The following is a 25,934-nucleotide window of genomic DNA, read 5'->3' as shown; positions in this document are numbered from 1 at the left end:
AAATCAATTACTAAATGAATGGAAAATGGTTGGCGAAGTTTACTAACCTGTTATTCGAGCAAGGTCTCCAAACTTTGTATTCGAGTATCAAATAAAGTTTGACGCCCGGATTTTTTCCTTGCTATCTTCTGCACCCAAGACGAACGGCCTGGCTGACATCAGCGTGTAACGAAGATCCAATCGTCATACGTAAAAATGTGCCTGTGTCGACGCGGCTGTTGAGTGCCTGAACATGCTGGCACGGGATAGGCGCCGGATAGGGTGGCTATCCCGTTGCGGTTGAAACGATTCCTTGAAATTGAATAAACGGGATCCGAAATCGATGCTTTCAATTCGGATTGCCAATTGAATCAAAAATGAAATTTCGGGTTGAGGCGGAGACGGAACCGACCCGGTTCCGGCTCCGGCCATCATCGCGAAACTGGGCGATTCGCTTGGGGGAAGGATAGTGGGCATGAAAGTCGAAGAGCATCTGGTTGCTTCGAACAGCGGACTGGCCACGCTGGGCCGTCCTCGGGAATTCGGCAAGAAGCAGCAGAATCCGGTGCGCCGTTTTGGCGGCATCGCAGTCGTCCTCCTTTTGCATGCGGTGCTGATCTACGCATTGCTCAATGGCCTCGCGACCAAGGTCGTGCAGGTGATCCAGCATCCGATCGAAACCCGCATCATCGAGCCGGTGAAGCCGCCGCCGCCCCCGCCGATGCCGGTCGTCAAGCTTCCGCCGCCGAAGTTCGCGCCGCCGCCGCCGCCGTTCGTGCCGCCGCCCGAAGTGCCGGTGCAGGCACCCCCTCAGCAGGCGACCATCACGCACCAGTCGGCACCGGTGCCGTCCGCGCCGGCCGTGCAGGCGCCGGTCGTCGCACCGCCCGCGCCGGCCAAGCCGGTCAGTCACGAAGTGGGTGTCGTCTGCCCGAATTCGGACTCGATGCGCGCGTCGATGCAGTACCCGAAGGAAGCGCAGGAAAACAACATCACGGGTGACGTGACGATCGAGTTCGTCGTGGATGCGGAAGGGAACATCACGAACGAACGCGTGGCCCAGTCGGCCGATCCGGTGCTCGATCGCGCAGCCTACAACACCGTGAAGCGGTTCAAATGCGTGGCGCAAGGCCAGGCAGTACGGGTGCAGGTGCCGTTCTCGTTCAACCTGAATTGATGCAGTGGGCGGTCCGGCGGGAGCCGGACCGGTGAAAACCGGCTTGAACCTAAATCGTAAGTTCAACGAAAGAATTGGAGTGGGGTATGACGAAGCGTTCTCTGGCCGCGCTGGCGGCAAGCCTGTTGATGTCCGTCGCCGCAATCGATGGGCTCGTTGCGCCGCAACTCGCTTACGCGCAAGCGAGCGGAACCGCGGCGACATCCGACGCGTCGACGCAGGCCGCGGCGCCGACGTCCGCCACCGCCGAGCCGGCTCCGCCGCCGGCGCCGGCCGCGACCGAAGCGGTCGAAAATCCGTACGGGCTCGGGGCGCTCTGGAAGAACGGCGACTTCGTCGCGCGCTTCGTGCTGATCCTGCTCGTGATCATGTCGATGGGCAGCTGGTACATCATGATCACGAAGTTCGTCGAACAGTTGCGGGCGAACCGCCGCGCGAAACTCGCCGACGCTCAGCTCTGGAGCGCGCCGTCGCTGGCCGAGGGCGCGAAGCTGCTCGACGAGGCGTCGCCGTTCCGCTTCATCGCCGAAACGGCGATCGAGGCGGGCGAGCATCACGACGAGGCGCTGCTCGAAGCAGTGGACCGCAACACGTGGATCGACGTTTCCGTCGAGCGCTCGATCACGAACGTGTCGAACCGCATGCAGGACGGCCTTGCGTTCCTCGCGACGGTCGGTTCGACCGCGCCGTTCGTCGGGCTGTTCGGCACGGTCTGGGGGATCTATCACGCGCTGACGGCGATCGGGATCGCGGGCCAGGCGTCGATCGACAAGGTCGCCGGCCCGGTGGGCGAGGCGCTGATCATGACGGCGATCGGCCTGGCGGTCGCGGTGCCTGCCGTGCTCGGCTACAACTTCCTGGTCCGGCGCAACAAGTCGGTGATGGAGCGGGTCCGCAACTTCGGTGCGCAGCTGCACACCGTGCTGCTGGCCGGCAGCAAGCGTTCCGCTCGCGTGCCGTCGCCCGCCGCGTCGCTCGTGAACTGACCGGCTGACGGAGGCGCGCGATGGGCATGAACGTCGGGCAGGACGAAAGCGACGAGGTGATCGCGAACATCAACACGACGCCGCTCGTCGACGTGATGCTGGTGTTGCTGATCATCTTCCTGATCACGATTCCGGTCGTCACGCACACGATCCAGCTGCAGTTGCCGAAGGAGGTCGTGCAGCCGCTGCAGACCACGCCCAAGAGCGTCGAGATCGCGGTGAACCGCGACGGCGATTTCTTCTGGGGCGAGCAACTGGTGGATGCGTCGACGTTGCTCGCGAAGCTGAAGGGGGTGTCGCAGCAGCAGCCGCAGCCGAGCGTGCACGTGCGGGGCGACCAGAACACGCGCTACGAGTTCATCGGCCGCGTCATCACGATGTGCGAGCGCGCGGGTATCGCGAAGGTGTCGTTCATTACGGAGCCGCCGGCGCGGGGTGGTTAGCGTTGGATGGGGAACGGCGCACGCGCCGATTCGGATCGACCGCGAAGCATGGGACCAGAACAAACGCTAAAGCGCCAACTCTGGTCGACAGGAGCAAACGATGGGAATGAACGTGCCTTCGGGCGGGAGCGGCAGCGAGCCGGACGTGATGGTCGACATCAACACCACGCCGCTGATCGACGTGATGCTGGTGCTGCTGATCATGCTGATCATCACGATCCCGATCCAGATGCATTCGGTGAAGATGGACCTGCCGGTGGGCAATCCGCCGCCGCCCGCCGCACCGCCGGAAGTCGTGCAGATCGACATCGACTTCGACGGCACGACGACGTGGAACGGCACGGCGGTGCCGAATCGCGCGGCACTCGAGGCGAAGCTGACGGAAGTCGCGCACGAGCCGGTACAGGCGGAGATCCATCTGCGGCCGAACAAGCTGGCGCCGTACAAGGACGTGGCGGCCGTACTGGCGTCCGCGCAGCGGGTGGGCGCGACGAAGATCGGCCTGATCGGAAACGAGCAGTTCATGCAATGACGGGACAGGTCAACCGATGAACCAGCGGCGATGGAAACGGATGATGGCGCTGACGGCGCTCGGTGCGGCCTGCGCGCTTGGCCGGCCGGCGTGGGCGGCCGACGCGTTGCGGCCCGATGTGGCGAAGCCGCTGGCGGCGGCGCAGGAACTGTATCGCGCGCACAAGTATCGCGACGCCCTTGGCAAGATCGCGCAGGCGGCCGCCGTGCCCAACCGCACGCCGTATGAAACCTACATGGTGGAAGCGACGCGCGGCGCGGCGGCGATGGCGGCCGGCGATACCGGTGTGGCCGCGCAGGCCTATGAAACCGTCCTGAGCTCGGGGCGCCTGTCGGGCGAGGACGAGCAGCGGACGACGGCGGCGCTCGCGGGGATCTACTTCCAGCAGAAGAACTATCCGCAGGCGATCCGCGTCGCGCAGCGCTACCTGAAGGCGGGCGGTACGGACCCGGAAATGCGCACGCTGCTTACGCAGTCGTATTACCTGTCGAACGATTGCAGCCAGGTCGTGAGCCAGTTGAAGGCCAGCGCGGACGCACAGGTGAAGACCGGCCACGCGCCGGACGAAGGGCAGTTGCAGATGCTGGCGACCTGCGCGCAAAAGAGCAAGGATGCCGGCGCCTATCGCAGCGCGCTCGCCATGCTGGTGGCTTATCACCCGAGCCCCGCGTACTGGGAGGAAATGGTCTCGGCGATTCGCGGCAGCCCCGGTTACCTGTCGTCGCTCGACCTCGACATCTACCGGTTGCGCAGGGCGACGGGCTCGCTGACGACGGCCGACGCCTATATGGAGATGACGCAGCTCGCGCTGGTGGCGGGCACGCCGGCCGAAGGCAGACAGGTGATCGACCAGGGATTCGCATCCGGCGTGCTGGGCAAGGACGCGCAGGCGGACCGCGAGAAACGGCTGCGGGCGCTGGCCGATAAGCGCGCGCAGTCGGGCGCGGATGCTGCCGATCCGGTGGCGCCGATCGACGCCGGCATGAATCTGGTATTCGCGGGCCACGCGGCGCAGGGACTGGCGATGATGGAGCAGGTGATCGCGAAGGGCGGCCTCGAGCATCCCGATGTGGCGCGGCTGCGGCTCGGCGAGGCGTACTACGTGGCGGGCCAGAAGGCGCAAGCGGTCCAGGTGTTGCGCACGGTGACGGGGGCGGACGGATCAGGGGATCTGGCGAAGCTCTGGACGGTCGTCGCGTCGCGCTGAGGGAACGCAGGGGGAAGCAGGTGCTCGACGCCGGAATCGCGGCGAACTGAAGGCAGGGAAGTCCGGCTGGACGAGGATAAGGGAGCAGCCTTGTTAATTAGTAAACCGAATGAAATGAGCATGAATCGTGCGGCCGCGACGCGGGAATCCCGTTTCGCGCTGCATGCGGCCTGCACGCGACGGCGAAGGGCAGTGGCGCCTCGCGCCGCGGCGGCAGCCTCATGGCATCGGGCAAAGGCTGCCGACATCAAACCGATTTCGATTGAGAGGGTCCGTTCTTCCATGGTCTTGCCTCCCGATGAATCGGTGCTCGTCGCGGTTTCGCTCGGCAACAAAATCCGCGCGCTTCGGCAGCGCCTGAAACTCACGCTCGACGAAGCGGCCACGACGGCAGGGATCTCGAAGCCGTTCCTGTCGCAAGTCGAGCGTGGGCGCGCGACGCCGTCGATCACGTCACTGGTCCGAATCGCGAAGGCGCTCGGCGTGACGATGCAGTACTTCATCGACACGCCAACCGAGGCGCGCTCGGTGTGCCGCGGCGACGCATTGCAGTATTTCCAGTTCGCCAACTCGGCCAGTTCCTTTGCGCGGCTGACGAATCTCGTGGACGGACGCAAGCTCGACGCGATTCTCGTCAGGATACCGGCGGGGCAGTTGCCGTCGGAAGTGACGACGCATGCCGGGGAGGAGTTTCTCTACGTGATGCGCGGCAGGGTCGTGCTGACGCTGGAGGATTGCACGTTCATGCTGGGCGCGGGCGACACCGCGCACTACGAGTCGACGACGCCGCATGCGTGGCAGAACACGGCCGACGAAGAGGCGGTGATCGTCTGGGTCGGTACGCCGCGGCTGTTCTAGCCCGTCGGACCAGAATTATTGGAAACGGTAAGCAAGCTGTGCACTCAATGCAAGTAATCAATATTGCAAATCAAATAATACGGAGAGGCCATGCGGTGTTCGCGCTGCACGGTCGATCCGTTCGGATCGCGGTGGTTGGCAGGGCGGAAATGACGGGCTCCGGCACACGGGTGCCCAGGTCGCGCGACGGAATTCACAAGATTCGGATGCGCAGCGGGTGGGGTCTTACTGACGAGCGAGAGGAAACAAGATGAAGCAGAGAGCGCTAGCGTTGGCCATCAGAAGAATAGTCTGGGCAGAACTGGCACTCACCGCGACGCTGGCGGTGCCGGCCTTCGCACAGAGCCAGCCGGCGCCTGGCGCCGTTGCCGTGGCGGATGCGGTCGCGACCGGCGCGCCTCCGGCCGCGATCGTCGCGCAGGCGGGCGGTACCACGAGCACGCCTGCTGAAACGGGCGCGGCAGCATCCGGCGCGGCCGTGATGGGCGACACCGCACCCGCCGCCCCGGCCGCGAACGGGCAGGGCAAGGTCGCGCAGATCAAGCGTTTCGAGGTGACGGGCTCGCTGATCCGGCAATCCGACAAGACCGGCTTTCAGCAGGTGCAGACGATCACGCCGAAGGAGATCCAGGCGAGCGGCGCGGTGACGGTGACCGACTTCCTGCGCAATGCGACGGCCAACTCGGCGAACAGCTGGGGCGAAGGGCAGTCGGGCAACTTCGCGGCCGGCGCGGCCGGCATCGCGCTGCGCGGCCTGTCCGAGAAATACACGCTCGTGCTGGTCGACGGCCAGCGCGTGGCGCCGTACGCGTTCTTCTCGAACAGCGTCGATTCGTTCTTCGACCTCAACACGCTGCCGCTCAACGACATCGAGCGCATCGAAATCGTGAAGACGGGCGCGGTGTCGCAATATGGGTCGGACGCGATCGGCGGCGTCGTCAACATCATCACGAAACACAATTTCCGCGGGCTGCAGCTCGACGGCAGCATCGGCAGCGCGATCAACGGCGGCAACGGCGACGGCACGACGAAGTTCGGCGTGCTCGGCGGCTTCGGCGACCTGAACGCCGACCGTTTCAACGTGACGGCGGCGCTCAGCTACTACAAGTCGAACGGGTTCACGCTTGCCGATCGCGATTCGACCCGCAACCAGGACTTCACGGGCAAGCCGGGCGGCTTTTCGCTGCTCGGGCCGTCCTACTGGAACATGCCCGACGGCAGTGCGCAGGCGTTGAACGGCTGCCCGTTCGGCGGGGCGGTCCGCCCGGCCGCGACGAACTCGCTGTCGGCCGGCCTGCCGGGCACGATCTGCGCGTTCAACACGGCGGAAAGCACGTCGATCCTGCCGATGACCGAACGCCTGAACGCGAAGCTGCATGGCGACTTCAAGATCAACGACACGACGACGGCGTTCGCCGACTTCCTGGAAAGCTACAACACGACCACGACCAACGACGGCCTGTGGAACAACGTGATCGGCAACCCGCAGAACCCGGCGCTCGTCTGGAATCCGCAGACACAGCTGCTGTCGCCGTTCAACACGGTCGTGCCGGTGACCAACCCGTACAACACCACGGGCGCGGCGACGCCGTTGACCTACGCGTTCCCGAACACGGTCGCGCAGAAGACCTGGGCGAACTACTGGCGCGCGGCGGCCGGCATCAAGGGTTCGTTCACGCTGCCGTACGGCGACTGGGACTGGGCGACGTCGGTCAGCCATTCGCAGAGCACGGTATCGAACGTGTTCACGAACCAGCTGAACGTGAACGCGCTGAACAACATCTACCAGAACGGCACGCTGAATTTCGCGAATCCGGCCGCGACGCCGAACGCGTTCAACGGCCTGTACCAGGAAGCGAACAACCTCGGCATCTCGAAGCTCGACACGATCGACGCGACGCTGTCGACGCCGAACCTGTTCCACCTGCCGACCGGCGACGTCGGCATCGGCTTCGGCGCGCAGTTCACGCACCAGAGCGAAACGCTGACGCCCGGCTCCGAGTACCTGAGCGGCGCGGTGATCTCGCCCGATCTGCAGACCGTGAACGGCGCGCGCAACGTCGCGGCCGTCTATTACCAGATCAACGTACCGATCCTGGAGAACCTGACGTTCAGCCAGGCAGGCCGCTACGACCACTACACGGACGTGGGTGGTGCGTTCTCGCCGCGCTTCGCGCTGCGCTACCAGCCGATCAAGGCGCTCACGCTGTATACGTCGTACAACCGCGGCTTCCGTGCACCGACCTTCGTCGAGGACAGCAAGTCGCAGACGCTCGGCATTCAGGTCGACCCGGCCACCGGCCAGAACTACACGTCGATCACGGTCGGCAACCCGAACCTCGCGCCGGAACGCACGCGCAACTTCAACATCGGCTTCCAGGTTTCGCCGGCCCGCTACACGGATATCGGCTTCGACTGGTACAAGATCCGCATCGACAACGTGATCGGCCAGGGCAAGCCGTCGCAGGTCGTGACCGATCCGACGACCGGCCAGCTGCTGTACAAGGTGATTCCGTACCAGAACCTCGGCTACCTCGACACGAACGGCTTCGAAGGCACGTTCCGCCAGGGTCTGCCGCTCAAGGGCTGGGGCATGCTCACGCTGTCGGGCGACTGGGCGTACGTCAACAGCTACAAGATCGGCTTCCCGGGCAGCGCGCCGATCAACGGCGCGGGCAACAACTTCACGATCACGCAGCCTTTCGGCGGCAGCTTCCCGCGCTGGCGCGGCAACACGACGCTGGACTGGAACTATCGCAAGTTCGATGCAGCGCTGACGTGGCAGTTCACGGGTCCGTACGCGCAGAACCTGCTCGCGGAGCCGCCGAAGGTCGGTTCATACAGCCAGTTCAACCTGATGTTGACGTACACGGGCTTCAAGAACTGGACGATCTACGGTGGCATCGACAACATCTTCAACCGCACGCCGCCGTACGATCCGATCTTCGCGAACGGCACGCTGAGCCAGAGCGGGTACGACACGTCGGTGTATTCGTATATCGGCCGCTTCGCGCAGGTTGGCGCGACGTACAAATTCTGACGCCGACACGCGCAAGACCGAACTGCTTGGACAGGCCGCTCCACGTCCACTACCCCTAATTCGGAGCGGCCTTTTTTTAACCAGGCGCGATGACGGTACTGCCGGGTTCGACCGGCATCGACGACGTATGAATCGGCAGGCATTGATCGCGCGCGGGCATCGGGCCGGCACGCTACCGGGTTGATTGAACATGAGACTGTTGAAATGGCGACGGACACACGCACTGTTCGCATGCGTGGTGCTGATCGCATACGCCGCGGTCATGCCGCAAGCCGCGCGCGCGGTGCCGGCCATCGCGCAATATGACCAGCCGAAATACCCGCCGGGCTTCACGCATTTCGATTATGCGGACCCGCAGGCGCCGGATACCGGCACGCTCAACTTCGAAAACTACGACGAAGCACAGAGTTACGACTCGTTGAACCCGTTTCTGACCCGCGGCTCGCCCGCGCCGGACATCAAGAACCTGATGTTCGACACGCTGATGCAGCGCAGCTGGGACGAGCTCGCGTCCGAATACGCGCTGATCGCCGACGACGTCGAGGTCGCGCCGGATCGACTGTCCGCGACGTTCCACATCAATCCGGCCGCGCGCTTCTCGAACGGCGATGCAATCACCGCGGCCGACGTCAAGTATTCGTTCGATACGCTGACGAGCCCGCAGGCATCGCCGCTCTACAACGCGCAATTCTCGATCATCAAGCGCGCGGTGGTCGTCGACAGCCACACGATCCGCTTCGAGTTCAAGCACGCGGAGCGCGACGCCGCGCTGATCGCAGGCGACCTGCCGGTGTTCTCGCCGAAGTGGGGGCAGCGCGCGGACGGTACGCGGCCGGCGTTCGACCAGATCGCGAACGAGCCGCCGATCGCGAGCGGCGCGTACCTGATCGAGCAGCGCAGGAACGACAAGCAGATCGCGTACGTGCGCAACCCGCACTACTGGGCCGCGAATCTGCCGTCGCGGCGCGGGATGTTCCGTTTCGCGCGCGTGTCGTTCAAGCTGTACCTCGACCAGTACACGGCGCTCGAGGCGTTCAAGGCCGGCGATGTCGACGCGCGGATGGAATACAGCTCGACGCAGTGGGCGCGCAAGTACGTCGGCAAGAATTTTCGCAACGGACTGCTGAAGAAGGGCGAATTCCCGGACGGCCCCGCGCAGATGCAGGGCTTCCTGATGAACTTGCGCAAGCCGATGTTCCAGGACGTGCGCGTGCGGCATGCGCTCGCGCTGGCGTTCGACTTCGACTGGATGAGCCGGATGATGTTCTACGGGCAGTACCGCCGCACCAACAGCTTCTGGGAAGCGAGCCCGTTCGCCGCGTCCGGCATGCCGAGCGCGAAGGAACTCGCGCTGCTCGAACCGTACCGGTCGACGCTGCCGCCGGAGGTGTTCGGCCCGATGGTCAAGCAGCCGTCGACGCTGCCGCCTGGCTCGCTGCGCGCGAACCTCCGGCAAGCGCGCGACCTGCTCGCGCAGGCCGGCTGGCATTACCAGGACGGCGCGCTGCGCGACGCGAACGGCACGCCGATGACGATCGAGATCATCGACGACCAGCCCGGCATGGATCGCCTGATCCTGCCGTACACGCAAGCGCTCGCGACGCTCGGCATCCACGCGTACCTGCACGAGATCGACAGCGCGCTCTACCAGAAGCGGCTCGACAATTTCGAGTACGACATGACGACGTATATCTACTCGCCCGTGACGATCCCCGGCGCGGAGCTGACGCGCCGTTTCGGCAGCGCGGCTGCCTCGCAGCCCGGCTCGGAGAACTATCCGGGCGTGAAGTCGAAAGCCGTCGATGCGCTGATCCGCGCGGCGCTCGCGGCCAATACGCTCGACGATCTCGAGACGGCCACGCACGCCCTCGACCGCGTGCTGATCAACCTGTACGTGCTGGTTCCGCAGTACTACATGCCGAACGCGCGGATCGCGTACAAGACGACGCTCGGCCATCCGCCGGTCGTGCCGGCTTCCTATCAGTACGAGGACTGGATCATCGACTACTGGTACGTGAAGCGGCCAGCGGTCCAACCCGCTCCGGCGGCCTGACGGAGAACAACCATGCTGGCATACATACTCAGGCGCCTGCTGCTGATGATCCCGACGCTGATCGGCGTCGTGACGATCACGTTCGCGGTCACGCAGTTCGTACCGGGCGGCCCGGTCGAGCAGGTGCTCGCGCAGTTGCGCCACGGCAGCACGCGCGGCGGAGAGGCGGGTGGAGGCGGGGGCGGCTACCACGGCAGCCAGGGCGTCGATCCGCAGCAGATCGAGCAGATCCGCAAGCAGTTCGGCTTCGACAAGCCGCCGCTCGAACGCTACGTGCTGATGCTGAAAAGCTATGCGACGTTCGACCTCGGCCAGTCCTACTTCGCGCACCGCAGCGTGTGGGCGGTAATCCGCTCGAAGCTGCCGGTGTCGATCACGCTCGGGCTTTGGACGGTGATCCTCACGTATCTCGTGTCGGTGCCGCTCGGCATCGCGAAGGCGGTGCGCAACGGTTCGCGGTTCGACACCGTGACGAGCGTGCTGGTGTTGGCCGGCTACGCCGTGCCGGGCTTCGTGCTCGGCGTGCTGCTGCTGATGCTGTTCGGCGGCGGCACGTTCTGGCAGGTGTTCCCAATGCGCGGGCTCACGTCGGACAACTTCGACGACCTGACGCTGATCGGCAAGACGCTCGACTATCTGTGGCACATGGTGATGCCGGTCACCGCGTCGGTGATCGGCAATTTCGCGATCGTCACGATCCTGACGAAGAACACGTTCCTCGACGAAATCGGCCGGCAATACGTGCTGACCGCGCGCGCGAAAGGGGCGCCGGAGCGCGACGTGCTGTGGAAGCACGTGCTGCGCAATGCGGCGATCCCGCTGCTCACCGGGTTGCCGGCCGCGTTCGTCGGTGCATTCCTGAACGGCAACCTGCTGATCGAGACGCTGTTCTCGCTCGACGGGATGGGGCAACTGTCGTACGACTCGGTGATCCGCCGCGACTATCCGGTCGTGCTCGGCTCGCTGTTCCTGTTCACCCTGATCGGTCTGCTGACCAAGCTTATCGCGGATATCTGCTATGTCCTCGTCGACCCCCGTATCCAGTTCAGCCGCCTGGACCACTGATCCGGCGTGCGCGCCGTCGCCGTCGCCGTGGCGGCGCACGTGGCAGCGCTTTCGTGCGCAGCCGCTCGGCTATGCAAGCCTCGCGATCTTCGCGACGCTGTTCGTGCTCAGCCTGTGTGCCGACGGCCTGTCGAACGATCGGCCGCTGCTCGTGCGCTACGACGGGCACTATTACTTTCCGATCGTGAAGGACTATCCGGAGACCGAGTTCGGCGGCGACTTTCCGGCGAAGACCAACTATCTCGACCCGTACATTCGCGCGAAGCTCGAGACAGGCGGCAATTTCGCGATCTATCCGCCGAATCGTTACCGCTACGACACGATCGACTATTTCGCATCGCGGCCGTATCCGGCGCCGCCGTCGGCGAGCAACTGGCTAGGCACCGACCAGTTCGGGCGGGACGTGCTCGCGCGACTGCTGTACGGGTTCCGGCTGTCGGTGCTGATGGCGTTCGCGCTGACCGTGTCGGGGGTGCTGGTCGGCGTGCTGACCGGCGCGCTGCAGGGCTTCTACGGCGGCCGCACCGACCTGATCGGGCAGCGCCTGATCGAGATCTGGAGCGCGCTGCCCGACCTGTACCTGCTGATCATTTTCGCGTCGATCTTCACGCCGTCGCTGTGGCTGCTGTTCATCTTGCTGTCGATGTTCGGCTGGCTCGTGCTGTCTGATTACGTGCGCGCGGAGTTCCTGCGCAACCGCGCGCTCGACTACGTGAAGGCCGCGCGCACGATGGGGCTGTCGAACTGGCAGATCATGTGGCGGCACGTGCTGCCGAACAGCCTGACGCCGGTGATCACGTTCCTGCCGTTCCGGATGAGCGCGGCGATCCTGTCGCTGACGAGCCTCGACTTCCTCGGCCTCGGCGTGCAGCCGCCGACGCCGAGCCTCGGCGAACTGCTGCAGGAAGGCAAGAACTACCTCGACGCGTGGTGGATCTCGATCTCCGCGTTCGCTGCGCTCGTCATCACGCTGCTGCTGCTGACCTTCATGGGCGACGCGCTGCGCAACGCGCTCGACACGCGCTCGCGCGGCTCGGCATTCGGCGGGGAGCGATGATGGCGAACGCGTTGCTTCAGATCGACGGGTTTTCGGCGCGCTTCGGCGCGAAGGCGGCCGTGCAGGACCTGAGCCTGTCGGTCGGCCGCGGCGAGCGCGTGGCGCTCGTCGGCGAATCGGGGTCGGGCAAGAGCGTGACGGCACTGTCGATACTGCGCCTCGCGCAGCAGGCGACGCTGTCGGGACGGATGCTGTTCGACGGCGAGGACCTGCTCGCGAAGACCGAACGGCAGATGCGCGGGATTCGCGGCGCCGACATCGCGATGGTGTTCCAGGAACCGATGACGGCGCTGAATCCGCTGTATACGATCGGCAAGCAGATCGCCGAGAGCCTGCGGCTGCACGAGGGGCTGCGGCCGGGCGATGCGCGCGAGCGGGGGATCGCGCTGCTGCGGCGCACCGGGATTCCGGAGCCGGAACGGCGCATCGACAGCTTTCCGCATCAGTTGTCGGGCGGGCAGCGGCAGCGCGCGATGATCGCGATGGCGCTGGCATGCCGGCCGCGGCTGTTGCTGGCCGACGAGCCGACGACGGCGCTCGACGTGACGGTGCGCCAGCAGATCGTCGATCTGCTGATCGAATTGCAGGAGCAGGAGGCGGCCGCGCGCGGGATGGCCGTGCTGCTGATCACGCACGACCTGAATCTCGTGCGGCGCTTCGCGCAGCGCGTGGCCGTGATGGAGCAGGGCGTGCTCGTGGAGACGAACGCGACCGACGCGCTGTTTTCCGCGCCGCAGCACGCCTATACGCGCCGGCTGCTCGACAGTGCCCCGCAGCGGGACGTCGAGCCGGTCGCGGCCGGCGCGCAGACGATTCTCGACGTGCAGGACCTCGCCGTCGATTACCGCGTCGCGGCGAAGGGCTGGCGCGCGGTGCTCGGCAAGACGACGTTCCGAGCGGTGCACGATGTGAAGTTGAACCTGAGGCGCGGCGAAACGCTGGGAATCGTCGGCGAATCGGGCTCGGGGAAATCGACGCTGGCGGCGACGGTGCTCGGCCTGCAGCGGCCGGCCGCGGGCTCGATCGAAATCGACGGCATGCCGCTGGACGCGCTGCGGACGACGGGCGGCAGGCGCGCGCTGTACGGCAGGATGCAGGTCGTGTTCCAGGATCCGTTCGGCTCGCTGTCGCCGCGGATGACGGTCGAGCAGATCGTCGGCGAGGGGCTCGCCGTGCACCGGCCGCAGGTTGCCGGCGCGGCGCGGCGCGCGCGGGTCGCCGCGCTGCTGCAGGAGGTCGGCCTGCCGGCCGAGGCAATGCTTCGCTATCCGCACGAATTTTCCGGTGGCCAGCGCCAGCGCATTGCGATCGCACGCGCGCTGGCGGTGGAGCCGGAGCTGCTGGTGCTGGACGAGCCGACGAGCGCGCTCGACGTGTCGATCCAGAAGCAGGTGCTGAATCTGCTGACGAATCTGCAAAAGAAGTACAAGCTGAGCTACCTGTTCATCACGCACGATCTCGCGGTGATGCGTGCAATGGCCCACCGGGTCGTGGTGATGAAGGCGGGGCGGGTGGTCGAGGAGGGCGATACGCTCGACGTGCTGCATGCGCCGTCTCATCCGTATACACGCGCGCTGCTCGCGTCGTCGATGCTGGCTCCGGTGCGCGGCACGCAAGAGAGAACCGATGATTGACGTGAACCGGGCGAACTACGTCCAGGCCGCCCACACGCCGTGCGGCGGCGACGACGGTGATGCCGTTCCGCGGTCCCGCGCGCAAACGCCGGCGGTTCGCTGACGCATGCCGATGCCATCGTTCTTCATCGAGCGTCCCGTTTTTGCGTGGATCGTTGCGCTCGCAATCGTCGTCGCGGGCGTGCTCGCCATTCCGCAGCTTCCGATCGCGCAATATCCGCGGCTTGCGCCGCCGCGGGTCGTGATCACGGCCGCGTATCCGGGCGCGTCGACCGAGACGGTCGACGGCGACGTCGGCAGCATCATCGAGGAAAGCCTCGACGGCGCCGACGGGCTTCTGTATTACGCGACGAGCAGCGACGGTCACGGCAATCTCGAGATCGACGTCACGTTTTCGCCCGGAACCGATCCGGACATCGCGCTCGTTGACGTGAACAACCGGCTGAAGCAGGTCGAGCCACGGTTGCCGCAGCAGGTCGTCCAGCAGGGGATCGGCGTATTCAAGGCAGCGAACACGTTCCTGATGCTCGTCACGCTGACGTCGACCGACGGCACGCGCGATTCCGCGCAACTCGGCGATTACCTGAACCGCTACGTGCTGCGCGAACTGAAGCGTGCGCCGGGCGTCGGCGCGGCCGAGCTGTGGGACGCCGGCGAGGCGCTGCGGGTCTGGCTCGATCCGAACAAATTGCGTGAATACGACCTCGGCGCCGACGACGTGATCGCGGCGATCGGCGTGCAGAACGCGACGGTGACGGCCGGCGCGATCGGCGATGCGCCGTTCGAGCGCGGCCAGCAGCTCACCGCGACGATCGTCGTCAAGGGCCAGCTGACGTCGCCGGAGGAGTTCGGCCGGATCGTGCTGAAGTCGAAGCAGGACGGTTCGGTGGTGCGCGTCGCCGACGTCGCGCGTGTCGAAATCGGCCGCGACGACTACTCGTTCTATTCGCGGCTGAACGGCCGGCCGGCGGCAACCGTCGGCATCCAGCTCGGCCCGCGCGGCAACGCGCTCGAAACGTCGGACGCGATCCGTGCGCGGCTTGCCGAGCTGTCGAGGGTATTGCCGCCGGGCGTGGCGATGGAGATTCCGTTCGATGGCGCTCATTTCGTGACGATCGCGATCCGGGAGGTCGTGCTGACGCTCGTCGAGGCGGTCGTACTGGTGTTTTGCGTGATGTGGCTGTTCCTGCGCGATCTGCGTTACACGCTGGTGCCGACCGTCGTGATTCCCGTCACGCTGATGGGCGCATTCGTCGCGATGTGGGCGTTCGGACTGTCGATCAACGTGTTCACGATGTTCGGTCTCGTGCTGGCGATCGGCATCCTTGTCGACGATGCGATCGTCGTCGTCGAGAGCGTGCACCGGGTGATGGAGGAGGGCGTGTCGCCGCGCGACGCCACGCGCCGCGCAATGAAGCGGATCGGCGGTGCGATCGTCGGGGTGACCGCGGTGCTGACCGCCGTATTCGTGCCGATGGCGTTTTTTCCGGGGGCCGTCGGCGGCATCTACCGGCAGTTCGCGGTGGCGATGATCGCATCGATGCTCGTGTCGTCGTTCATGGCGCTGTCGCTCACGCCCGCGCTGTGCGCGAACCTGCTGAAGCCGGTCGCGCGACACGACGGCGGAATCGGCCACGCGCGGCGACGTGGCATCGGCACGCATCTGGCCGACGGCTTCGGTGCGGCCTTCGCGCGCGTCGAATCCGGTTATCGCCGTATCGCCGTGTTCGCCGTGCGCCGCACCGGCATGGTCGTGGCGGTCTACGCGGCGCTCGTGATCGCATGCGGGCTGCTGTACTGGATGATGCCGGGCGGCTTCCTGCCGACCGAGGACCAGGGGCAGCTGCAGGTGATGATCCAGTTGCCGGCGGGCGCCACGCAGGCGCGCACGCTCACGGTCGTCGAGCGTGTCGAGGCGATCCTGCGCGCGGAGCCGGCGATCGCGAACGTGACGAGCGTGATCGGCTGGAGTTTCGCGGGCAGCGGGCAGAACGTCGGAATGGCGTTCGTGGAGCTGAAGGACTGGGCTCGGCGCGACGTCGACGCGATGGCGTTGCGCGACCGGCTCAACGGGCGTTTCGGAACGATCCTCGACGGCGACGTCGAGGCGTCGCTGCCGCCGTCGGTGCGCGGCATCGGGCATTCCGACGGATTCACGTTCCGGCTCGAGGATCGCGGCGGCGTCGGGCTCGACGCGTTGAAGGCGGCTCGCGAGCAGTTGTCCGGACGAGCAAAAGCGGATCCGTTGCTCGCCGCCGTCCATTTCGAAGACCTGCCGGACGCGCCGCGCATCGAACTCGATGTCGATCGTGCGAAGGCGTATGCGCTCGGCGTGCCGTTCGAGCGAATCGCAGGCCTTCTGGGCGGCACGTTCGGCTCGAACTACATCAACGATTTTCCGGCATCGGGACGGATGCGGCGGGTGATCATCGAGGCCGACCCGGCCGCGCGCGCGACCGATGCGCAACTGATGGCGCTGACGGTGCCGAACCGCACCGGCGACATGGTTCCGTTGTCGGCCATCGCCGCGCCGCACTGGACGGTGGGCCCGGTGATGCTGAATCGCTACAACGGCTATCCGTCGCTCGACATCAGCGGCCGCGCGGCGACCGGCACGAGTTCGGGCGCGGCGATGGCGGAGATGGAGCGGCTCGCCGGCGCACTGCCGGTCGGGATCGGCTTCGACTGGGTCGATGCGGCGCGCGAGGAGCAGGTTGCCGCGCGGCAAACGCCGCTGCTCGTCGGGCTGTCCGTGCTCGCGGTTTTCATGGCGCTTGCCGCGCTGTACGAAAGCTGGACGGTCCCGTTGTCCGTGCTGACGATCGTGCCGCTCGGCATGATCGGCGCGATCGCGGCGGCGCTCGCGCGAGGGATGCCGAACGACGTGTATTTCAAGGTCGGGATGATCACGGTGGTCGGGCTGGCGGCGAAGAATGCGATCCTGATCGTGCAGTACGCGCGCGATCTGGCCGGGAGCGGCGTGTCGCTGCGGCAGGCGGTGATCGACGCGGCCGCCGCGCGATTCCGGCCGATCATGATGACGTCGATGGCGTTCCTGCTGGGCGTCGTGCCGCTCGTGCTGGCGACGGGCGCGGGTGCGGAAAGCCGGCGGTCGATCGGCACGGGCGCGTTCGGGGGCGTGCTCGCCGCGACGATGTTCGGGCTCGTGTTCGCGCCGGTGGCGTTTCGGGTGGTGGTGTCCATAGGCCGGCGCGGGCGGCACGCGCCGGTGACGAAGCGCGACGCGCAGCGCGTGGAAACGGCTGAAAATCTGGAGATCGATTGATGGTCGCGACGGGGTGTCGGCGGTGCGATAACGGGATGACGGGTGCGCGACGCCAAGCACGTGTTCGAAGGGTCACTCTATCAGGAGTCCGATTTGATAAACGAGGAACACTATACCGACACGGCCGGATTCGTCGATCACATGTTCGGACTGCTTACATGCTCAGGATTTCTGTGAACGGAAATCCCGTTCTTGAGGTTACCCCGTCTCCGCTAAACAAAAAATTTCAGAGCGACGAGTGGCGGCCGCGTGCTCCATTGCGGCGCATGCGCGAGAGGGTGAAAAAGAAGCCGGACAAGGTAGACAAGACAACAGTAGCGGCTGATGAACCATATCGATTTCTATTCGGCACCAACCGAGTGCATCTATTGCACCTAAACAAAGTTATGTAGCATCAAATATTTTTTGACGCATCGATTCTGTCCTGCTATGTTCGCGTCCAACGTAAAACTTTGGTAGTGAACGGTAATGAAGATCCCGTTCATTAAGGCTTTCAAAGTGAAGACGTAAAGCATCCATTCAACGAGCGCCTGCCTTTACTGGCAACGCATACGCGCTAATTGAAGATGCGCCATGGCGCGAATGTCCCAGGGGGCATCTTGTATGCGGCCGTTCGATGCACGGAAGGATCGATCAATGTAATTAGGTTTCCTAACTCTATAGGAATGCCGCTTCTTTTATTTCAAGTTCATTCCAATTCGATGCGGAAGAAATAAATTTGAAAGAAATTAACGGGCGGACGGAATGGTTGTGATCGCCAGATGACGAATCAGGAACGCGGGGCAACGCTATTTAAAGGCCGGCGAATCTCCGTGCATACAAAAAGGTAAGGCCTTGCGACGACAGAGGGGTGTTATGAAACCAACGGCTTTGGGATCGGCAATACGCAGCATCGTATGGGCTGAAGTCGCGTTGACGGCGGCTTTGGGTACCTCCGCTTACGCGCAGACAACGCCTGTCGACAGCAGCGTCGCCGCCGAGCAAACCGGCAGCACGGCCGCCGCCGCGCCCGCGCCGGCATCGGGCACCGCCGCGGGCGGGCAGACCGTGAAAAAGCTCGACAAGTTCGAAGTGACGGGCTCGCTGATCCGTACATCAGACAAGGTCGGTCACACCGAAGTGCAGGTCATCACCGCGAAGGAAATCCAGCAAAGCGGATACACGACGGTCGCCGATTTCCTGCGTTCGACCTCGGCCAATTCCGCAAGCAGCTGGGGCCAGACGACGATGAACAGCTCGGCCCCCGGCGGCGCCGGTATGGCGTTGCGCGGGCTCAGCGAGAAATACACGCTCGTGCTCGTCGATGGCCAGCGCGTCGCGAACTATGCGCAGTCGGTGAACTTCACCGACACGTTCTTCGATGTCAACGCGATCCCGTTGAACATGGTGGAGCGTGTCGAGATCGTCAAGACCGGCGCGGTATCCGTCTACGGCTCGGACGCGATCGCGGGCGTCGTCAACATCATTACGAAGAAGAACTTTCAGGGCTTGCAGATCGACGGCCAACTCGGCAAGGCGCAGCATCCGGGTGACGGGCAGGGCAACTTCAGCGTACTGGCCGGCTTCGGCGACCTGAATTCGGATCGCTTCAACGTCACCGCGGCCGCCAGCTATTACCGCGATTCCGGCTCGACGCTCGGCGATCGCGACATGACGTCGGCGCAAGACTTCACGCAATATCCCGGCGGGCTGGCAGCGCCGCTCGGGCCGAACCAGCAATCGTACTGGTCGCTGGCGGACGGCTCCAGGGTGCCGCTTTCGCCGTGCCCGCCGGGCAGCAAGACGAGCGCGACCAATTGCACGTACAACCCGGCCGCGTCGACGTCGCTCGTTCCGTCCACGACGCGCCTGAACGCGAAGGTGCGCGCCACCTTCAAGATCGACGACAACACGCAGGCCTATGCGGGCTTCTGGGTGAGCCGCGATGAAACCGTCCAGTTGCAGGGGCCGGCCTCGATCTCGAGCACGACGAACGTCTACAACCCTTCGACCGGGTCCGTTTCGCCGCTGCCGCGCACCGTGCCGGTGAGCAACCCCTATAACCCGTTCGGCGTGCCGACGGCGATCAACCTGACCTTCCCGGGCAACGTCGTGGGGGCGGACACGGTATCGACGTTCTGGATGGCGAACACGGGCGTCAAAGGTTCGTTCGACACGGGCAGATTCGGCGCGTGGGACTGGTCGGCCGATTATGGCCACTCGCAGAGCACCGTCGATACGACGTATCGCAACCGGATCAACGTCGCGGGCCTCGAGAACATGCTCGCGAACGGCACCTACAACTTCTCGAACCCGGCCGCCACGCCAAACGGCCTGAACGGCGTTTTCACGGACGACGATCAGCAGGCCATCTCGAAGGTCGACAGCGTGACAGCCAAGGCCTCGACGTCGAATCTCTTCACGCTGCCCGGGGGCCCGGTCGGCCTGGGCCTGGGCACCGAGTTCCGTCACGAATCGTCGACGATCAACCCGCAGACGCTCGCGTCGCAGGGCGTATCCGCCCCCGCGAACGTGCAGACGGTGGAGGGTTCGCGCAACGTCGCCGCCGCGTTCTACCAGGTCGACATTCCGATCCTGCGCAACCTGACGTTCACGCAGGCGGGCCGCTACGATCACTACAGCGACTTCGGTGGGGCGTTTTCGCCGAGTTTTGCACTGCGTTTCCAGCCGGTGCAAATGCTGACGACGTATGCATCGTATAGCCGCGGCTTCCGCGCGCCGACCCTCGTCGAAAACTCGCAGGCCGTCTATCTCTCTCACCAGAACCTCGTCGATCCGAACGATCCGAGCGGTGTGCCGACCAAGCACTTCACGACGGAGCAAGTCGCGGGCAATCCGAATCTGCAGCCCGAGCACACGAAGAACTACAACATCGGCTTCCAGCTTTCACCCGATGCGATGACCGATATCGGTGCGGCGTTCTACAAGGTCCGCATCGACGGAGTCATCGGCACCGATGATCCGAACGCGGTGCTCGTCGCCAACGATCCCTCCCGCGTCGTGCGCAACGCCGACGGGTCGGTGCGTTACCTCGTTCAGCATTTCGTGAACCTCGGTGCGCTCGACACCGATGGCTTCGATCTCAATTTCCGCAAAGCGCTGCGCACCAAGTACGGCACGTTCACGCTCGCAGGCGACTGGACTTATGTGTGGCACTTCAAGCTGCACAGCCCCGGAACCGCACCGCAGGACTTCGCCGGCAACAACCTTGCGCTGCTGCAACCGTTCGGCGCGAGCAACCCGCGCTGGAAGGGCAATACGAGCGTGAGCTGGGACTACCGGCAACTGACCACCACGCTGACCTGGCAATACACGGGGCCATATACGAACGCCGTGGCCGCGGAATTCGGCGACGGCGGTACGGGATCGGTGGCGTCGTACAGCCAGTTCAACCTCATGTTCAACTATCGCGGCTTCAAGCATTGGACGATTTACGGCGGCGTCACGAACCTCTTCGACAAGAAGCCGCCGTTCGACGTCGAGTGGCAAGCCGTGCCCGACATTACTGGCTATGACCAGTCGCTCTACACGAACCTTGGTCGTTTCTTCCAGGTCGGGGCGACGTACCGGTTCTGACAGGGGGGAAGCCGCCAGGCGGCAACCGGTCCCGGCGCGCGGCCCGCGCCGGGACGACGAAGAATGAGCTGGACCGGCAGCTGGCCTCACTCAAGGTCAAGGTCAAGTGCAGAGGTGCAAGGTTTGAACGCGAGGACATGCAGGGCTTGCGAGGCGCAGTTCGCGGCAAGCGAGTTCGCACGACGAATCCGGATACGAGTGCCCCGCGCCGGTGGACCGGGTCAATCGGCAGTTCAAGGCTGAGCGGCCGAATCGGCTTTGGGTGTCCGACTTCACCTATGTCTCGACGTGGCAGGGTTGGCTGTACGTGGCGTTCGTGATCGACGTGTTTGCCCGTCGCATCGTCGGTTGGCGCGTCAGTTCGCGATGAGCACGGACTTCGTTCTGGATGCGCTTGAACAGGCGCTGTACGCGCGCCAACCGGGCGACGATGGGACTTTGATACACCACTCCGATAGGGGAGCCCAATACGTCAGCATTCGGTACAGCGAACGTTTGGCCGAGGCGGGTATCGAGCCGTCCGTCGGTAGCCGTGGTGACAGCTACGATAACGCGCTGGCTGAAACGATCAACGGTCTTTACAAGACGGAACTGATTCATCGACGCGCCCGGAGAACAGCTGCCACGGCCGCGGACAGCTCTCGCGTGATGGAACTGTTGCCGAGCATGCTCGAATCGAGATGAAGGATATTCGATGAAGCCTGCCTGTCAGGGGAGGAGTGAAGGGCGTCGAAACGCGCTGGAATTCATTGGGATACCTTCCGGGCGGCCAGATCGATCAGCCTCGCGACCTCGTCCGGGTGAGATAGCATCGACATGTGGCTGGAGCGAATCGACGTGACCGTTGCCCCAATGTGCTGCGCAATGGCTTGCTGCACGGCGGGCTTCAGCGCATTGTCGTTGGTGGTTCGCAGATACCAGACAGGCTTGTCGCGCCAGGCCGCGTGCTGGATCTTCCCGGTGAAGCAGGCCGCCGCGACAGACTGTTGAACCGATGCCAGGACGCGAGCCTGTTCGAGCGGAATGTCCGCCGCCATGACGTGCTGGAACGCTCGCGCATCGTCGAGCCAGATCAGCCCGTGGGCGTCCGGTGCGAGGCCGGTCATCGGCGCGTGGAGGCGTTGCAGCAGGTCGGCGACGGACTCGCCGTCGTCCGGTACCAGCGCGGAAAGATAGACCAGGCCTTTCACATTGGCAGCGTTGCCGGCCTGCGTGACGACCGCGCCGGCCCAGGAGTGGCCCACCAGCAGTACGTCGCCGGTTTGCCGATGCAGGACGCTTTCGGTGGCGGCAACGTCGTCTGCGAGCGAGGTGAGAGGGTTTTGCACAGCAGTGACGCGGTAACCCATGCGCTGTAGCCTGACGATCACGGGGCTCCAACTTGATCCGTCCGCAAAGGCGCCATGCACGAGGACAATATTGCGCACAGCCGGCGCCGCAGTCGCTGCCGCATGAGCCGTCGTCAGCGTCGCCGTGAAGGCTACGGCAGCAACCAGCCGGCTGAACCATGCGGACCGACGGCGCGCGCATCTCTGAAAGAGCGAGGCCGGACAGTTGTGAAGGAATGGGAATTTCATGTGAAAGCGAATCGTTGAGGGGACGTGTCAAATCTATCTGACTTCAGTGAACCGTTGCAGGTGGCAAACCCGCCAACATTCATGCAAGCGCGCCGTGCGCATAGGAATCGTTGCAGTCGAAGGCAGCCTGCTCTCCGCCATTAGCGGCCTTGCCGACCTGTTCTGGAGTTTCATTACCCGCGTGCGGATCGAAATGGCTTGCGTGTTGCTCGAGCGGCCTGGAGCAAGCATTAAACAGGTAGCACTGCAATGCGGCTACGGTGAGGAAACGTCGTTTCGGCGTGCCTTCAGCCAACGCACCGGCATGACGCCAGCCGACTACAGGCGCTGGTCAGATGGGCGGAACGTCAGGCGTCTACCCAGTCCCCACGCACTCGAGACCAGCGACGCTTGACGCCGTGGCTGTCGTGTCTGCAACGATGGCGGCGCTATTCGATTGGAACCTCGCTGACGTTGCGCATCGCTGTCCTCAAGTAAGCCATCACGTCGGCGACCGCTGCGTCGCGCGCGCTCCTTAGCCAATAGGAATCAATCGATAGCCGTCCTGTTCTCGCGCCAAGTGGCCCAAAGCCGGAAATGGAAAGTGGAATCCTTGAATGAGCATTCCTTCCGCTACGGCCCGGTCATACAGTTTGATTCGTGCTTGTTGTGCCATCTCAGCATCCATGTCCGTGGCTCCGTGCCAGTCCGGATGGCGGATGAATAGCGCTGGATGTGTGGTCACGTCGCCTTGAATGACCACCTTATCGGCGCCAGATTCGACGACGAACGACGTATGCCCCGGCGTGTGACCGTGTGTGGCCATGGACGTGACGCCCGGTGCAACCTCTGTGTCCGGTTCGAATGTTCTGACGGAGTCGCCGAGAATCCCGAAAATGCGGCGTGCGCGCTGGAAATTTGCCATTGTGGCTTCCGATTCCGCTCGAGCCATGTTCGCGTTGTTCAGCCAAAACGCGTATTCGGCTGCCGGTACCCAGATTTCCGAATTCGGAAATGCCGCGCGGCCATCTGCCGTCACCAGTCCACCAATGTGATCGGCATGGAAATGCGTGATCAATACCCGGTCGACGGCGGCCGCATCGTAGCCGGCCGCTTCAAGGTTGGTATGGAACTGCCCGCCGACGCCGTTGCTCTGTCTGAAGGCCGCTTCCCCGAGTCCGGTATCAATGACGACCACGCGCCTGTCAGTTTTGAGGACGACAGGGGTGAACGTTAGCGTAATGGTGTCTGTCGGCAAACGAGCCGCCTGCAGTGCGCGGACGACGTCCGCTGGCGGAACATTCGAAACGAAGTTTTCTCGACGGGGAAAGCTGTTGGCGCCATCGGAGACGGAAAGCATCTCGATCTTCCCGACAGTCCGCCGGAACACTCCGGGTATGGGTGCGGTCATGGCCGGCGATGAAGCCTCGCGAGCCGTTGCGTATTTCCCCGGCGCCAGCGTCGCGACTGCGGCTGCTGCGGTTCCTGCGAGGAAAGTTCGACGCGAATGATTTGTCATGGCTGTTACGTCCGTGGTGGTTGGAGACCAGACGATGTGCGGGGAATATCGCTCGTCATCTGTTACGTCTTGAACACCATCATTTTGCGGGTTTACACCATTGAATTACAGATATAAATAAGTAAAACAGTTATATTGGTAAATCATGAAACCGGGGCGGGAAACGGATGAACCGAGATGACCTAATCGACCTGAATGCCTTCGTCGCTGTTGCAGAGGAAAGGAGTTTCACGCGCGCCGCAGCTCGCCTGCTGACGTCGCAATCCGCCCTAAGCCACACTTTGCGGCGGCTTGAAACGCGGCTCGGTGTTCGTCTTCTGACGCGCACGACACGGAGCGTCGCGTTGACTCCGGCAGGCGAAACCTTCTTGCAGGGACTGAAGCCTGCTTTCGAAGCCATTGACCTGACACTTGGTACTGTTGGCTCTCTACGGGAAAGCCCCCGGGGCACTCTCCGCATCACTACTCCGCGGCATGCCGCAGTTAGCGTGTTATGGCCTGTGCTGCAGGAGTTCGTCAGAGACTACCCGGACATACATGTCGAGGTGAACATTGACGCAGCTTTCCGCGACCTCGCGGACGATCGATTCGACGCCGGTATCAGACTAGGGGAGCTTGTGGCGCCAAACATGGTCGCCGTAAAAATCGGACCCGCTCTCCGTCTGGCGATCGTGGCCACGCCCGGCTACGTTGCCCAACGCGGCATACCTACCCATCCCCATCAGTTAGCCCAGCACGCCTGCATCAATTTTCGCCTGCCCGGCTCAGGGGCGCTTTATGCTTGGCAATTCAAAAAAGGCCGACAGGAAATGAAAGTGCGCGTTGAAGGACCTTTAACTTTCGATGACCCGGACATGATCCTGGCGGCTGCGGTGGACGGGCAGGGTGTTGCCTGCCTTGTCGAAGACCATGCTGCACCGATGATTCGCGATGGTCGTCTCGTCCGTCTTCTGGAGGATTGGTGTTCACCCTTTTCCGGCTACCATCTCTATTACCCAACCAGAAAGAACAATTCTGCAGCGTTCCGCTTGCTGGTTGACCGACTGCGCATTCAGCGCTGACATGCTTCCGTGACCGGCGGTCTTCCGCGTGTTGCGAATTCAGTGTTTGCCCAAATGCCAAGTTCGTTTGCCCGACAGACCGTAGTCAAACTGGCTGAACTTAAGAAGTCCTGATGAACTCCGCATGCATGCCGGGTAGTCGCGACTGACGCCGCGGCGGACCTGATTGGAGTGACGATGGGCTAGTCGCCCGGTGCGTCGTTGCCGCTACCCAGGACTGTCGTGAGATACGCCATCACGTCGGCGATTGCCGCATCGCGCGCCTGCGCATTGCCACCAACGTGAGGGTCGGTCTGAACGCAATCGTCGTGAAAGGAAAAGGGCGCGCCGGTGGCCTCGTTCATCAGTTCGCCGCTTTCGTTTTCGACGATACGGCACGCTCGAACCGTTTGCGCGCCCTTTACGACGACAGTGGGCATCGCGTACGGCATGTCGCACGCATGCGAGGCGTGCGGAAACACCGTCATGGTGGCGTCTCTGCCGGCCTGTTGCAGCCGTTCGAAGTATGCGGCACAGGCCGGCGCAGGGTCGTAATCGTCGTCTGCCCCATGGAATTCGCGGATTGGCCCGTTGACGTCGGTGTCGTCGCGATAACGGGTCATGCAGTCGGGATAGAAAGACAGATAGGCGCGAAAGCGAACACCAGACGTATTCCAAAGGCGATTGAGTCGCGTCATGGCGGCGTAGAGCATTGCCTGTCCACCTCTCGAAAAGCCCATCAGCATGATCTTGTCCGGATCGACGCGGGAATCATGCGAAAGCAGGTGACTTCGTTGGCCGCCCGGCGGGTGCGACGTTTATTTGACATAATCAACATTATCGACATTTTAGATGTAAGAGCAAAGTTGTAATGTCGTATCTGGGCAAAGTTGAAATGTCGTAGTTCGAGGGTTTCGGCGCATGCT

Annotated in this window: 18 protein-coding genes and 1 pseudogene; 16 read left to right on the top strand and 3 right to left on the bottom strand. The window is 63.9% G+C overall.

Features of this window, described 5'->3' with window-relative positions; all coding sequences use genetic code 11:
• Positions 1-454 precede the first annotated feature (454 nt).
• The 14 genes and pseudogenes from HWX07_RS20555 to HWX07_RS20485 all read left to right on the top strand — a co-directional run.
• Positions 455-1,156: an energy transducer TonB gene (locus HWX07_RS20555; RefSeq protein WP_006481523.1), complete on the top strand. Its 702-nt coding sequence runs from the start codon at positions 455-457 to the stop codon at positions 1,154-1,156.
• 86 nt (positions 1,157-1,242) lie between these two features.
• Positions 1,243-2,142: a MotA/TolQ/ExbB proton channel family protein gene (locus HWX07_RS20550; RefSeq protein WP_175877485.1), complete on the top strand. Its 900-nt coding sequence runs from the start codon at positions 1,243-1,245 to the stop codon at positions 2,140-2,142.
• A 20-nt stretch (positions 2,143-2,162) separates the two neighbouring features.
• Positions 2,163-2,585 carry a biopolymer transporter ExbD gene (locus tag HWX07_RS20545; protein ID WP_011549764.1) on the top strand — a complete coding sequence of 141 codons (423 nt, stop codon included), beginning with the start codon at positions 2,163-2,165 and terminating at the stop codon, positions 2,583-2,585.
• 100 nt (positions 2,586-2,685) lie between these two features.
• Positions 2,686-3,117: a biopolymer transporter ExbD gene (locus HWX07_RS20540; protein WP_175877484.1), complete on the top strand. Its 432-nt coding sequence runs from the start codon at positions 2,686-2,688 to the stop codon at positions 3,115-3,117.
• Between the two features lie 16 nt (positions 3,118-3,133).
• Positions 3,134-4,324 carry a tetratricopeptide repeat protein gene (locus tag HWX07_RS20535; protein WP_175877483.1) on the top strand — a complete coding sequence of 397 codons (1,191 nt, stop codon included), beginning with the start codon at positions 3,134-3,136 and terminating at the stop codon, positions 4,322-4,324.
• 282 nt (positions 4,325-4,606) lie between these two features.
• On the top strand, positions 4,607-5,182 hold the full coding sequence (locus HWX07_RS20530; protein WP_175877482.1) for a cupin domain-containing protein: 576 nt from the start codon (positions 4,607-4,609) through the stop codon (positions 5,180-5,182).
• A gap of 250 nt (positions 5,183-5,432) precedes the next feature.
• Complete coding sequence (locus HWX07_RS20525; protein ID WP_175877481.1) at positions 5,433-8,222, top strand: TonB-dependent receptor; 2,790 nt, start codon at positions 5,433-5,435, stop codon at positions 8,220-8,222.
• Between the two features lie 190 nt (positions 8,223-8,412).
• The gene (locus HWX07_RS20520; protein WP_175877480.1) at positions 8,413-10,275 is read left to right on the top strand and encodes an extracellular solute-binding protein; all 1,863 of its coding nucleotides are present in this window, start codon (positions 8,413-8,415) and stop codon (positions 10,273-10,275) included.
• Between the two features lie 12 nt (positions 10,276-10,287).
• Positions 10,288-11,340: an ABC transporter permease subunit gene (locus tag HWX07_RS20515; protein ID WP_175877479.1), complete on the top strand. Its 1,053-nt coding sequence runs from the start codon at positions 10,288-10,290 to the stop codon at positions 11,338-11,340.
• Entirely contained in the window at positions 11,294-12,397 is a 1,104-nt protein-coding gene (locus HWX07_RS20510) for an ABC transporter permease (RefSeq protein WP_011694290.1), read from the top strand. Before HWX07_RS20515 ends, HWX07_RS20510 begins: the two co-directional genes overlap by 47 nt.
• Positions 12,397-14,031: a dipeptide ABC transporter ATP-binding protein gene (locus HWX07_RS20505; RefSeq protein ID WP_175877478.1), complete on the top strand. Its 1,635-nt coding sequence runs from the start codon at positions 12,397-12,399 to the stop codon at positions 14,029-14,031. Before HWX07_RS20510 ends, HWX07_RS20505 begins: the two co-directional genes overlap by 1 nt.
• 112 nt (positions 14,032-14,143) lie before the next feature.
• Positions 14,144-17,317: a multidrug efflux RND transporter permease subunit gene (locus HWX07_RS20500; protein ID WP_175877795.1), complete on the top strand. Its 3,174-nt coding sequence runs from the start codon at positions 14,144-14,146 to the stop codon at positions 17,315-17,317.
• Positions 17,318-18,172: 855 nt separating this feature from the next.
• Positions 18,173-20,893, top strand: coding sequence for a TonB-dependent receptor (locus HWX07_RS20490; protein ID WP_175877476.1), 2,721 nt, complete (start codon positions 18,173-18,175; stop codon positions 20,891-20,893).
• Between the two features lie 143 nt (positions 20,894-21,036).
• Positions 21,037-21,577: pseudogene (locus HWX07_RS20485) on the top strand (IS3 family transposase); the annotation flags it as partial.
• Between the two features lie 62 nt (positions 21,578-21,639).
• On the opposite strand, the gene HWX07_RS20480 reads toward HWX07_RS20485, so the two are convergent.
• Positions 21,640-22,470, bottom strand: coding sequence for an alpha/beta hydrolase (locus tag HWX07_RS20480; RefSeq protein WP_175877475.1), 831 nt, complete (start codon positions 22,468-22,470; stop codon positions 21,640-21,642).
• Between the two features lie 46 nt (positions 22,471-22,516).
• Between HWX07_RS20480 and HWX07_RS20475 the strand changes: the two genes are divergently transcribed.
• Positions 22,517-22,864, top strand: a complete 348-nt coding sequence (locus tag HWX07_RS20475) for a helix-turn-helix transcriptional regulator (protein WP_347879190.1) — start codon at positions 22,517-22,519, stop codon at positions 22,862-22,864.
• Between the two features lie 120 nt (positions 22,865-22,984).
• Here HWX07_RS20475 and HWX07_RS20470 read toward each other — a convergent pair whose 3' ends face one another.
• Positions 22,985-23,968, bottom strand: coding sequence for an MBL fold metallo-hydrolase (locus HWX07_RS20470; protein ID WP_175877474.1), 984 nt, complete (start codon positions 23,966-23,968; stop codon positions 22,985-22,987).
• A 167-nt stretch (positions 23,969-24,135) separates the two neighbouring features.
• On the opposite strand from HWX07_RS20470, the gene HWX07_RS20465 reads away from it, so the two are divergent.
• Positions 24,136-25,029 (top strand): LysR family transcriptional regulator, encoded by an 894-nt coding sequence (locus tag HWX07_RS20465; RefSeq protein ID WP_175877473.1) that lies wholly within the window; start codon positions 24,136-24,138, stop codon positions 25,027-25,029.
• A 182-nt stretch (positions 25,030-25,211) separates the two neighbouring features.
• Here HWX07_RS20465 and HWX07_RS20460 read toward each other — a convergent pair whose 3' ends face one another.
• A complete protein-coding gene (locus HWX07_RS20460) occupies positions 25,212-25,793 on the bottom strand; it encodes a dienelactone hydrolase family protein (protein WP_279612777.1) in 582 nt (193 codons plus the stop codon).
• Between the last annotated feature and the right edge of the window lie 141 nt (positions 25,794-25,934).

It is taken from the genome of Burkholderia sp. BCC0097, from assembly GCF_902832985.1.
Taxonomy (GTDB): Bacteria; Pseudomonadota; Gammaproteobacteria; order Burkholderiales; family Burkholderiaceae; genus Burkholderia; species Burkholderia orbicola.
This window is presented reverse-complemented; position numbering and strand designations above follow the sequence as displayed.